This window comes from Xanthomonas euroxanthea (assembly GCF_903989455.1).
Classification (GTDB): domain Bacteria; phylum Pseudomonadota; class Gammaproteobacteria; order Xanthomonadales; family Xanthomonadaceae; genus Xanthomonas; species Xanthomonas euroxanthea.
In genome coordinates, this window is record NZ_LR861803.1 from 3,656,845 (window position 1) to 3,669,190 (window position 12,346).

8 protein-coding genes, 1 pseudogene and 1 riboswitch are annotated in these 12,346 nt (G+C 67.4%); all 9 genes and pseudogenes read right to left on the minus strand.

Going from position 1 to position 12,346, the window contains the following annotated elements; translation table 11 throughout:
• Positions 1-7: 7 nt before the first annotated feature.
• The 9 genes and pseudogenes from cobT to H7A86_RS15370 all read right to left on the minus strand — a co-directional run bounded on the left by cobT (position 8) and on the right by H7A86_RS15370 (position 12,340).
• Positions 8-1,054, minus strand: a complete 1,047-nt coding sequence (cobT, locus tag H7A86_RS15330; RefSeq protein ID WP_119127637.1) for a nicotinate-nucleotide--dimethylbenzimidazole phosphoribosyltransferase — start codon at positions 1,052-1,054, stop codon at positions 8-10.
• Positions 1,051-1,276: pseudogene (locus tag H7A86_RS15335) on the minus strand (bifunctional adenosylcobinamide kinase/adenosylcobinamide-phosphate guanylyltransferase); the annotation flags it as partial. The pseudogene H7A86_RS15335 and the gene cobT, both read right to left, overlap by 4 nt.
• An 85-nt stretch (positions 1,277-1,361) precedes the next feature.
• Positions 1,362-3,239, minus strand: coding sequence for a TonB-dependent vitamin B12 receptor (gene btuB / locus H7A86_RS15340; RefSeq protein WP_119131096.1), 1,878 nt, complete (start codon positions 3,237-3,239; stop codon positions 1,362-1,364).
• Positions 3,240-3,353: 114 nt separating this feature from the next.
• A riboswitch (cobalamin riboswitch) is annotated at positions 3,354-3,576 on the minus strand.
• 741 nt (positions 3,577-4,317) lie between these two features.
• Positions 4,318-5,604, minus strand: a complete 1,287-nt coding sequence (locus H7A86_RS15345; protein ID WP_119131094.1) for an O-acetylhomoserine aminocarboxypropyltransferase/cysteine synthase family protein — start codon at positions 5,602-5,604, stop codon at positions 4,318-4,320.
• Between the two features lie 156 nt (positions 5,605-5,760).
• Positions 5,761-6,672: a DUF6624 domain-containing protein gene (locus H7A86_RS15350; protein ID WP_119131093.1), complete on the minus strand. Its 912-nt coding sequence runs from the start codon at positions 6,670-6,672 to the stop codon at positions 5,761-5,763.
• Positions 6,673-6,859: 187 nt separating this feature from the next.
• Entirely contained in the window at positions 6,860-9,445 is a 2,586-nt protein-coding gene (clpB, locus tag H7A86_RS15355; RefSeq protein WP_119131092.1) for an ATP-dependent chaperone ClpB, read from the minus strand.
• Positions 9,446-9,638: 193 nt separating this feature from the next.
• Complete coding sequence (locus H7A86_RS15360) at positions 9,639-10,457, minus strand: ATP-binding cassette domain-containing protein (protein ID WP_119131091.1); 819 nt, start codon at positions 10,455-10,457, stop codon at positions 9,639-9,641.
• The gene (gene ssuC, locus H7A86_RS15365) at positions 10,454-11,248 is read right to left on the minus strand and encodes an aliphatic sulfonate ABC transporter permease SsuC (protein WP_104583625.1); all 795 of its coding nucleotides are present in this window, start codon (positions 11,246-11,248) and stop codon (positions 10,454-10,456) included. Before ssuC ends, H7A86_RS15360 begins: the two co-directional genes overlap by 4 nt.
• 108 nt (positions 11,249-11,356) lie before the next feature.
• The gene (locus H7A86_RS15370; RefSeq protein ID WP_119131090.1) at positions 11,357-12,340 is read right to left on the minus strand and encodes an aliphatic sulfonate ABC transporter substrate-binding protein; all 984 of its coding nucleotides are present in this window, start codon (positions 12,338-12,340) and stop codon (positions 11,357-11,359) included.
• Positions 12,341-12,346 lie beyond the last annotated feature (6 nt).

Below are 12,346 nucleotides of genomic sequence, written 5' to 3' on the forward strand. Positions count from 1 at the left end.
TATGCACTCATGCGTCGGACACGCCGGCTTCGGCAAAGGTCGCCATGCCGTTGTGCAAGGCGCAGGCATGGCGCAACAGCGGAATCGCCACCGCTGCGCCGCTGGCCTCGCCCAGGCGTAGATCCAGCTGCAGCAGCGGTTCGGCGTCGAGTGCGCGCAGCAAGGCGGCATGGCCGCGCTCCTGCGAGCGATGCCCGAACAGCAGCCATTCGCGCACGCCGCCATTGAGATGGGTGGCGACCAGCGCTGCGGCGGTGCTGATGAAGCCATCCACCAGCACCGGAATCCCGGCCTGCGCCGCGGCGATGTAGGCGCCGACCAACGCGGCGATCTCGAAGCCGCCCAACCGGCGCAGCCGCTCCAGCGCGGTGGAGGCATCGGCATGCAGGGCCAGCGCACGGGTGATCACGGTGGCCTTGTGGGCGATGCCCTCGGCATCCAGCCCGGTACCGGCACCGGCCATCGCCTGCGGAAACTGCGACAGCAGCGCGCAGCCCAGTGCCGCGGCCGAGGTGGTGTTGCCGATGCCCATTTCGCCACCGACAAACAGCTGCGTGTCGCAACTTCTTGCCTGCGCAACGCTTTCGGCGCCTGCGGCCAGTGCATCGCGCAACTGGGTGGAGGTCATCGCCGGCTGCTCGCAGATGTTGGCGCTGGCTGGCGCGATCCAGGCACGCCGCACCCGCGGCAACTCGCCCGGGTCGTTGACCACGCCCAGGTTCACCACTTCCAGGCGTGCACCGAGTTCGCGCGCCAGCACCGCGATGGCGGCGCCGCCCCGGGCGAAATTACGCACCATCTCGCCGGTGACCGCCTGCGGAAACGCAGACACGCCTTCTGCGGCGACCCCGTGGTCGGCGGCATATACCGCGATCCAGACCCGCTGCACGGTGGGGTGTTCGTTGCGCTGCCAGGCCGCCAGTTGCACCGCCAGCTGTTCCAGCCGGCCCAGCGCGCCGGGCGGCTTGGTCAGTTGTTCCTGCCGCGCCAGCGCAGCCGCGCGCACGCGCGCGTCCGGCACCGCGCAGGCACCATGGATCCAATCGCTTGTCACACCACCTCTCCCTTCAGAACCATCGGCAACCTGCCACCACCCGCACCACAGGCTCGCACTGTAGCGCCACAATGCCTGGTGCAGCCGGCCGGCCTGATCGACAAATCGACGCGTCAGTTCGCCCAGCGGCACGCTGCCCTGCCCCACCCGGTTGCTGACCGGCACGATCCGCCCCGGCAGTTGCGGCAGGGTGGCAAGCAGGGCCTCGCGCCTGCGCCCGAATCTGCCACTGCGTGTCTTCCAGGGCCCGCGTCGGTGCCCGGCGCGTGAGGCCGCTCAGCGGCCATCGCCGGTGCAACAGCCGCGCTTACTGCGCGGCTTGATAGCGCAGGGTCAGCAGATAATTGCGCCCCGGCTGCGCATACCAGCGTGCGGTTTCGTACTGGCGGTCGAACACGTTGTTGGCAGTGAGCGAGACCTTCCAGTCTGCAGTCACTGCATAGCTCACGCGCAGATCCAGCAAGCCGTAACCGGCCAGGCGCTCGGTGTTGGCCAGATCGTCGAACCGCTTGCCGGAGCCGAACAGGCTCGCGCCGACGCCGAATGCCCCGAAGCTGCGGTCCGCATCGATGCGCCCGCTCTGCCGCGCACGCCGCGGCAGCCAGTTGCCTTGATTGATGCCGCCATCGGCTTCCGGCTGCAGCCAGGTCAAGGCGCTGCGCACGGTCCAGCCGGCCAGCTCGGTGTCGTAGCCGGCTTCCACGCCGCGGATGCGCGCCCGGTCGATATTGTTCGGCTGCCCGAACGGATGCGCCGCATCCACCAGCGCAGCGTCGTACGCGATCAGGTCGTCGATGCGGGTCTGGAACGCGCGCAGCGTCCAGGTGCCCCAGCCGTAGCTGCCGCGCAGGCCGAGCTCGGCGCTGCTGGAGGTTTCCGGCCCCAGCAGCGGATTACCGAAATCGGGGTAGTACAACTCGTTGAAGGTGGGTGCCTTGAACGCGGTGCCGTAGCTGGCGGTCAGGCGCAGATGTTCGGCAACATCCCAGCCCCACAGCAGGCTGCCGGTGGTCTTGCCGCCGAACTGGCTGTTGTCGTTGCGACGCAGGCTGGCCTGCACCGACTGCGTACCGAAACTTTGCTGCCACTGCGCGAATGCGGCGCGGTCGATGCGGCTGTCGGCATCGTAATTGTCGCTGCTGGCGATGGCGTCGCGCTGCCAATCGAAGCCGACCGTGAACAGGCCCGCGCCGGCAGCGATATCGGCCTGCAACGCGCCCTGCTTGCGGCGGGTGTCATAGGTGGACACATACGCACCGTCGTAATACGCATCGCTGAAGTCGGAACTGCTGCCGACGCTGGCGGTGAGCTTGAGCGCATCGGTGGGCGCATAACGCACGCGGCCGCCGACCGCCTGCTGCACGCCCTTGGACAGGTTGCCGCCGAAAGCCGAGCCGTCGTATTCGTTGCGGCTCTGCGCGCGCAGGCCGTGCACGTCGGCATCCCACTGGCGATTGAAGCGCCAGCCGCCCTGCACGCTCAACGAATCGTTGCGGTAACCATCGCGATCCGGATCGTAGTCGCTGGAGCTGGTGTCCAGATACGCGTTGATGCCATCGGTTTCGTCATGCACCGCGTTGGCCGAATACCAGCCACCGCTTTCGCTCAGATCGCCTTCACTGCGCCCGGCCACGCCCGCGCTGTAGCGGCGCGCGTTGTCGCTGCCGGCCGCCGCGCTGAAGGTCGGCACGAAGCGGCCTTGCGGGCGGCGGGTAAAGATCTGGATCACCCCGCCCAGCGCCTCGGAACCGTACAGGCTGGAGAACGGGCCGCGCACGATTTCAATGCGCTCGATCTGCTCGATCGGCACGTCCTGCAACGCCGCGCCGCCAGAGGTGGCCGAGCCGATGCGCACGCCATCGATCAACACCACCACCTGGTCGGATTCGGTGCCGCGCAGGAACAGCGAGGTCGGCTTGCCCGGGCCGCCGTTGTTGGCCAGCGCCACGCCGGCCTCGCCACGCAGCAGGTCCTGCAGTGAATTGACCTGGCGACGCTCGATCTGCGCGCGGTCGATCACCGTGACCGGCGCCAGCGTCTGGTCCTGGGTCTGCGCAGTGCGCGAGGCGGTGACCACGACCTGGTCGAGATCGATGGCAGCCTCGGCGTGGGCCAGGTGAGCCATGCACAGCGACAGCCCTGCGGCCAGCACCGCACGACGCGGCAAAACGGAAGAAAGGGACATCGACTGCTGCTCCTGGAACCGCGCCTACCCGCGCGGGGGCAATGGGGCGGCAGGCAGCAACGGGCCAGGCGTCCAACGCGCAGCGCCAGACGAGCAAGGCCACGCCCACCGCGTGCCGGTTCAATCCCTCAGGCCGGTCTCCGGGCTCGCGAGTGGAGGCCAGCGCCTCCGATGCCGCGCCTTCCCATGCGACTGCACAGTGGCGTAATGCGGCACCTGACCTCGCCCACCGTTGCGGGGGCAGCTCCGGCATTGCAGCTCGCCAAGGCGATCTACGCACCGGATTCCCGTTTAAACAACCGCAACTGCGGCAGTCACCTCAGGGGCGCGCATGGTAGCAGGATTGGCCAGAGGCGCCTCCGAGGTCTGCGGCAGGCGGCCAAGCGCAACACGTCGCCACGCACCGGGGGGACCAATCCCTTCTCCCACCGGGAGAAGGTGGCGCGCAGCGCCGGATGAGGGTACGGAGCGAAGCCTCATGCCATGGATGGAAGCAGCATTCTGGGGCTGCCGGCATGGCCGCATGCCTGCCACCGAGCGTCATCTCGCACATGCGAGTGTGCTTCGCCCCCGTACCCTCACCCCAAGCCCCACTCCGCGCCACGGCACGCGCTTGCGGCGCGGGCGCTCCAAGGCACGCGCGCCCATGGCGCGCCAGCTGTGCCTCCTCGCCCCGACGGGAGAGGGGCTTCGGGCAACTTCGTCATGACCGCGTTCAGCACTTTTCGAAGTCGCGGCAACAACGTGCCGAGGCGGCAGCGGGGCCGGGGATTGGCGGAGAGCGGCACAGGGATGTGCCGCGGCGGCGAGTCAGACAGGATGTCTGACCGAGCCGAAGAGCCGATTCCCGGCCACGCTGCCGCCCTGACCGAAGCCAGAGACAGACGGCGTACTTGGCGGTGCCTGAAGAACCCGTACCCCCACCCCAACCCCCGCTCCGCGCCCCGGCCCGCGCTTGCGGCGCGGGCGCTCCAGCTGTGCCTCCTCGCCCCGACGGGAGAGGGGCTACCCGTCCTCCGCAGGAGAGGGGCTAGCTCGTCCCTTCCCGCACCCCTGCTCAGTTCACGGCTATCAAACCTCATGCTCCCTGCAGCGCCTGCTCAAGATCGGCCAGCAGATCGTCGATGTGCTCGATGCCGATCGACAGCCGCACGGTGTCTTCACTGACGCCGGCATGTTCCAGTTCGGCCGGGCCCAGCTGACGGTGCGTGGTCGATGCCGGATGCGTGGCCAGCGACTTCGCATCGCCGATGTTCACCAGCCGCGTGAACAATTGCAGCGCATCCAGAAAACGCGCGCCTGCCGCGCGCCCACCGGGCAGGCCGAAGGTCAGCACGCCCGAGCCATGCCCGCCCAGATACTTCTGCGCCAACGCATGCTCCGGATGATCCGGCAGCGCGGCGTAATTGACCCAGGCAACCCGCGCGTGCTGCTGCAGATAGGTTGCTATTGCCAGCGTGTTGGCGTTGATGCGCTCCATCCGTAGCGGCAGCGTTTCGATGCCTTGCAGGATCAGAAACGCATTGAACGGCGACAACGCCGCGCCGGTATTGCGCAGCGGCACCACGCGCGCACGGCCGATGTAGGCGGCATCGCCCAGCGCTTCGGTGTACACCACGCCGTGATAGCTCACGTCCGGCTCGTTGAGGCGTGGAAACCGCTGCTTGTGCGCCGCCCACGGAAAGCGCCCGCTGTCCACGATCGCCCCGCCGATGCTGTTGCCATGGCCGCCCAGATACTTGGTCAGCGAATGCACCACGATGTCGGCACCGAACTCGATCGGCCGCAGCAGCGACGGCGTGGCCACGGTGTTGTCCACGATCAGCGGCACGCCGTGCGCGTGCGCCACTGCCGCCACCGCCTCGATATCGGTGATGTTGCCGCGCGGGTTGCCGATCGACTCGACGAACACCGCCTTGGTGCGTTCGTCGATCAGCCCGGCAAACGCCTGCGGATCGCGATAGTCGGCAAAGCGCGTGCCGATGCCGAACTGCGGCAAGGTATGCGCGAACAGATTGTAGGTGCCGCCATACAACGCACTGGAGGAGACGATGTTGTCGCCGGCCTCGGCAATGGTCTGGATCGCATAGGTCACCGCGGCCTGCCCCGACGCCAGCGCCAACGCGCCGATGCCGCCTTCCAGCGCAGCCACGCGCTGCTCCAGCACGGCGTTGGTCGGATTCATGATGCGGCTGTAGATATTGCCCTGCACCTTGAGGTCGAACAGGTCCGCGCCATGCTGGGTATCGTCGAATGCGTAGGCGACGGTCTGGTAGATCGGCACCGCCACCGCCCGCGTGGTGGGATCTGGCTGATAGCCGCCGTGCACGGCGATGGTTTCGGGCTTCCACTGCGGATCGGTCATGGCGCGGCTCGCTGCTGGACAAGGAGCCCGACGATACCCGGCCGCCGACCCGCACCTCATGACAGCCGGCTATGACGACATCGCCAGCGGTCAGGTCCTTCAGCAAACCCGCCTGCATGCCGCGCACGCAGGCGACGCCGCTCTCACCACCAACAATCAGTGCACCGGCCGATGGTAGACGTCTTCCAACATCCGCTTGTACTGGTCCATTGGAGGTAACCCCATGCGGCGACGCCGCGCATCCAGACCTGCCAGGTCCTCGGTAGGCGCCAACGAATTACTGCCATCGGGATCGGTCACGAATTGGGTGCCGTAGCGCTGAGGCTTCCCTTGCGCACGCAGGACACGATCGGTGAGCAGCGCAACATCGTCGGGCGCCACATCGTGCCTGGCAAGCGCCGCTTCCATCAGGGCCAGAGCCTGCGCCTGAAACGCCGGATCGGCGTCGGCATGCTGTATCAAGGTCCATGCTGCATTTGCGCCGTCTTCGCCCACCAGGCGCCGTCCTGGCCATCCCTGCGTCGCGACGACCTGCTTGAGCCATTCGGTGTTTTCGCGCATCACCGGCACGATCGATGCCCAGTCGGCTGGCTTGCCTCCAGCGGTGATTGCTGCATTTTGCGCATGCTGATCCTTCTCTACGCGCGCAAGCAGTTCCTGCCGCAATTGCGGATTCAACGCCGTCTGCTGCTGCGCACTGATGCGTTCGGCCTTAGCCAGCAGCGCAGGCCACCCATCCGTCTTTCGCAGCCGATTCAGGCCCGGCCGGTCCTTGCTGCGCAGATCCTCGATGGAGATTCGCCCCCGTGGAATTTCCTCCTCGAGATAGCGTATCGCCTCGTCGGTCTGTTTCGCTGCCGCCAGACACTCTGCGCGCAGGAGTTCGCCATTTTGCGGCAGTTCGCCGGAGAAGCGCTGCAGTGCGGCCATCACCTGGGCACAACCCGCGTAGTCCTCCGCCTCGTAGGCCTTGAGCGCGGCGAAAATATCCGGCACTTCCGCTGCGTGCAGGGCACCTGTTAATCCCAAGGCGACGCCGACATAGATCGAAACATACCCAAGACGCATCTGAAGTTCCTTGCCAGATGAGGTGTTCGACGGGAGCAGAGCGCGGCTATTCACTAGGCGCCAAAGCGACCCGCATGCCGCAGGCGAGCCGCCCCCGCATCCTGCGGGACGACTCGCCCTCCAATCAAGCCTTACCGAACTCCAGATGCCTGCCCTGCGCATGCGCGCGCATAGCCGGTGCTGCGCCTCAGCCCTTGGTAAAAGCCAGCCGCCCGCCTTCAGCGCGCACTTGCACGGTGTCGCCGCTGAGGTAATGCCCCGACAGGATCTGCTGCGCCAGCGGGTTTTCCACCTGCGACTGGATCGCGCGCTTGAGCGGGCGCGCGCCATACACCGGGTCGAAACCGACATTGCCCAGCAATTCCAGCGCCGCATCGTCCAGGTCCAGCTTGAGGCCGCGCTCGGACAGGCGTTTTTCCAGCCCATGCAACTGGATGCGCGCGATCGACTTGATCTGCGCCTTGTCCAGCGGATGGAACACCACGATGTCGTCCAGCCGGTTGATGAACTCCGGGCGGAAATGCGCCTGCACCACGCCCATCACCGCCGCCTTCATCTGCGTGTAGGCCTCGGCGCTGCCGTCGCCGGACAGTTCCTGGATCTGGTGCGAGCCCAGGTTGGAGGTCATCACGATGACGGTGTTGCGGAAGTCCACCGTGCGGCCCTGGCCATCGGTGAGGCGGCCGTCGTCGAGCACCTGCAGCAGGATGTTGAAGACATCGGCATGCGCCTTTTCCACCTCGTCCAGCAGGATCAGCGAATACGGACGCCGACGCACCGCCTCGGTGAGGTAGCCGCCTTCCTCGTAGCCCACGTAGCCCGGGGGCGCACCGATCAAGCGCGACACCGAATGCTTCTCCATGAACTCGCTCATGTCGATGCGGATCATTGCCTCGGTGCTGTCGAACAGGAAGTCCGCCAGCGCCTTGCACAACTCGGTCTTGCCTACGCCGGTGGGACCTAAGAACAGGAACGAGCCGCTCGGGCGGTTGGGATCGGACAGCCCCGCGCGCGAACGCCGCACCGCGTCGGAGACGACCTTGATGGCCTCGTTCTGCCCGACCACGCGCTGATGCAGTTCCTCTTCCATGCGCAGCAGCTTGTCGCGCTCGCCTTCGAGCATCTTGTTGACCGGAATGCCGGTCCAGCGCGACACCACCTCGGCGATTTCCTCGGCGGTGACGCGGTCCTGCACCAGCTTGAAGTCGTGGTGTTCGACCTCGTTGGCCAGCGCCATCTGCTTTTCCAGCTGCGGCAGCACGCCGTACTGGATCTCGCTCATCTTGGCGTAGTCCTGGCGCCGTTGCGCCGCTTCCAGTTCCAGCTTGGCGTGCTCGATCTGCTCCTTGACCTTGGTGGTGCCCTGCAACGCGGCCTTTTCCGACTTCCACAACTCGTTGAGGTCGTAGAACTCGCGCTCGAGCTTGTCGATGTCGGTTTCCAGATCGGCCAGGCGCTGACGCGAAGCGTCGTCCTTTTCCTTCTTCAGCATCTCGCGCTGGATCTTGAGCTGGATCAGGCGGCGCTCCAGGCGGTCGAGCTCTTCCGGCTTGGAGTCGATCTCCATGCGGATGCGCGAGGCTGCCTCGTCCATCAAATCGATGGCCTTGTCCGGCAGCTGGCGGTCGGTGATGTAGCGGTTGGACAGGGTAGCGGCGGCGACGATCGCCGGGTCGGTGATCTCCACGCCGTGATGCACCGCGTAGCGTTCCTTCAGCCCACGCAGGATCGCGATGGTGTCCTCCACCGTCGGTTCGCCCACGAACACTTTCTGGAAGCGCCGCTCCAGCGCAGCGTCCTTCTCGATGTACTTGCGGTATTCGTCCAGCGTGGTGGCGCCGATGCAGTGCAGCTCGCCACGCGCCAGCGCCGGCTTGAGCATGTTTCCGGCGTCCATCGCGCCATCGGCCTTGCCGGCGCCGACCATGGTGTGCAGCTCGTCGATGAACAGGATGATCTGGCCCTCGTTCTTGGACAGATCGCTGAGCACCGCCTTCAGGCGTTCTTCGAACTCGCCGCGGAACTTGGCGCCGGCAATCAACGCGCCCATGTCCAGCGACAGCACGCGCTTGCCGCGCAGGCCTTCGGGCACTTCGCCGTTGATGATGCGCTGGGCCAGGCCCTCGACAATGGCGGTCTTGCCCACGCCCGGTTCGCCGATCAGCACCGGGTTGTTCTTGGTGCGCCGCTGCAACACCTGGATGGTGCGGCGAATTTCTTCGTCGCGGCCGATCACCGGATCGAGCTTGCCGCTCTCCGCGCGCGCAGTCAGGTCGATGGTGTATTTTTCCAGCGCCTGGCGTTGTTCCTCGGCGTTTTCCGACTGCACGGTCTCGCCGCCGCGCAGCTTGTCGATGGCCGCTTCGATCTTCTTCTTGTCGCCACCGGCCGCCCGCAGCGCCACGCCCAGCGGGCTGGCATCGTCGGCGGCCGCCAGCACGAACCACTCGCTGGCGATGAACGCATCGCCATGTTGCTGGGACAGCTTGTCGGTCTGGTTGAGCAGGCGGTTGAGATCGTTGCCGATCGACAGGTTGCCTTCCTGCCCGGAGACCTTGGGCAGCGTGTCCAGCGCCTCGCCCAGCCGCTCGCGCAGCAGCGGCACGTTGACGCCGGCCTGCGACAGCAGCGGGCGCGTGCTGCCGCCGCTCTGGTCGAGCAGCGCGGCCAGCACGTGCACCGGCTCGATGATGTTGTGGTCGCGGCCCACGGCCAGCGACTGCGCGTCGGCCAGCGCCTGCTGGAACCGCGAGGTGAGCTTGTCCATCCGCATGGGGAGAATCCTCTGAACTGGTGGCCGGCGACGCCGACGATACCGTGCAGATGCGGCTGCTGTGCGGGGTTTCAAGGTGTGGCGGCTGCGCGGGCGCCGATGCGGGCACCAGGACCGGCTCCTATCCGTTGCATGAGATGCGCGGTATGGGCTCGCACAGTGGCCTGAGCGACCCAGGCCCACCGGCAAACCGTCAGATGATCCGCCGGAGAGACAAAGGTGCAGGCATGGCACCCTCCTGCTCCTCAGCAGGAGTCTCCGCGCCCGCTGGCACCACCACGTCCGGCGTCCGCAGCAGGCGCGCCAGCACCTGCGCCTGGATTGCCGCCAGGGCCGGCGCGCCGGGTGCACGCGGATGCGGGACCGGCACCGGCAGATCCAGGCCGACCTGGCCGTGTTCGATCAGCACGATGCGATCGGCCAGCGCACTGGCCTCGGCCACGTCGTGGGTCACCAGCACCAGGGTGAAGCCATGCTGCCGCCACAACTGCACGATCAGCTGCTGCATCTCGATGCGCGTCAACGCATCCAGCGCGCCCAGCGGTTCGTCCAGCAACAACAGCCGCGGCCGATGCACCAGCGCACGCGCCAGGGCCACGCGCTGGCGCTGGCCGCCGGACAGCGTCGCCGGCCAGTCGCCGCCACGCGAGCCCAGCCCCACCGCGTCCAGCGCCACCTGTGCCTGCGCACGCCCGGCACGCCCCAGGCCCAGCGCCACGTTGTCGATCACGCGCTTCCACGGCAGCAGCCGTGCGTCCTGGAACATCAGCCGCACCGCATCGCGCTGCGCCGCCAGCGCGGCATGGCCGCTGTCGACGGTGCCGGTCTCGGCCGTCTCCAGCCCGGCGATCACCCGCAGCAAGGTGCTCTTGCCGCAGCCGCTGCGCCCGACCACCGCCACACATGCGCCAGGTGCGACGTCCAGGTCGATGCCGCGCAACACAGCGCTGTCGCCGTAGCGCTTGCCGATGCCGCGCAAGCGCAGCGGCAGGCCGGTGTCGGTCGCGCTCATCGGCGCAGCTCCGCACGCTGTTGCTGCGCCGGATGCCAGCCCAGCCACCAGGCTTCCAGTCCGCGTGCGGCCAGATCGGCCAGCTTGCCGAGCAGTGCATACAACACGATGGCAACCACCACGATGTCGGTCTGCAGAAACTCGCGCGCGTTGGTCGCCAGATAGCCGATGCCGGAACTGGCGGAAATGGTTTCGGCCACGATCAGCGTCAGCCACATCAGCCCCAACGCAAAGCGCAAGCCGACAAGGATCGACGGCAATGCGCCGGGCAACAACACATCGACAAACAGCTGCGGCCCGCGCAAGCCGTAGTTGCGCGCCATCTCGATCAAGGCCGGGTCCACGCTGCGGATGCCGTGGTAGGTATTGAGGTAGATCGGGAAGAACGTGCCCAATGCCACCAGGAACAGCTTGGCGCCCTCGTCGATGCCGAACCACAGGATCACCAGCGGAATCAGCGCCAGATGCGGCACGTTGCGCAGCATCTGCAGGCTGCTGTCGAGCAGGCGCTCGGCCACCCGCGACACGCCGGTCAGCAGGCCCAGCGCAAAGCCGATGCTGCCACCGATGGCCAGGCCCACGGCCGCCCGCCAGCTGCTGATCGCCAGGTGTTGCCACAACTCGCCACTGCGCACCAAGGTGACTGCCGCGCGCAGCACCGCGTCCGGCGCAGGCAGGATGCGCTGCGGCAACCAGCCGCCGGAGGCCGCGACCTGCCAGGCCACCAGCAAGGCCAGCGGCAACACCCAGGGCACCAGTGCATTGCCCAGACGCTGCAGGCGGCTACGCATCGCGCAACCGTGGTGTGGTGGCATGGCCTCGACGCGACGGCGCGCATCTGTCCGGTGCCGATGTCCGGCACACGTCCGCACCTGCGCGTGTGCTGCGGCTTGCGCGCATCACTTGCCCCCCGCCGGCTTGCCCGCCGTTTGCGCGGCCGCCGCCGCGGGCGCACGCCATACCGCCGGCGCCACCAGCACGCGCTTGGGCAACAAGCGCTGCGCGTAGAACAGATCGGCAGTGGCCTGCTGCGCCTTGATGACCTCGGCGCTGAGCGGCTGCACGCTGGCCGGCGGGCGGTGCGTCAGCGTGCGCTCGACCACCGCGGGCGACAGCCCGCTGACCTGTGCCAGCACCTTGATGCTGCCGGCGCGGTCGCGCTCCAGCAAGCCATCGGCCTGGTTGAGCTGCACCATCACCTGCTGCACGAACGGGCCCCAGGCGGTGGCGTAACGGCGCGAGGACAGGAAGAACCCGCCGGTCAATCCCAGCCCTTCTCCGTTGGCGAGCAGGCGCGCGCTGCCATCCAGCGTCAGTGCCGAATACCACGGGTCCCAGATCGCCCAGGCATCCACCTGCCCGGCGGCGAACGCCGCACGTGCATTGGCCGGCGACAGATACAACGGCGTGATGTCGCGCATGCCCAGGCCGGACTTGGCCAACAGGCGCAACAACAGGTTGTGCGCACTGGAGCCTTTCTGGAAGGCAACCCGCTTGCCCTTGAGGTCGGCCACACGCCGCAGCGAGCTGCTGGCCGGCACCAGGATGGTCTCGGCCTTGGGCGTGGGCGGCACCCAGCCCACGTACAGCAGGTCGGCACCGGCGGCCTGCGCGAACAGCGGCGGAATGTCACCCGCACCGCCCAGGTCGATGCTGCCCACGTTCAAGGCTTCCAGCAGCTGCGGGCCGGCCGGGAACTCCACCCAGCTGATCCTGGTGCGCGGGAAGCGCTGCTCCAGCAACCGATGCTGCTTGGCCAGCACCAGGCTGGACACCGCTTTCTGATAGCCGATACGCAGCTGCGCCGGCTCGGCGGCCGTTGCGGGTTGCAGCCACGCGATGCCGGACAACAGCAACGCAGCAATCAAAAAGCGGTAGCGCATCGGCGT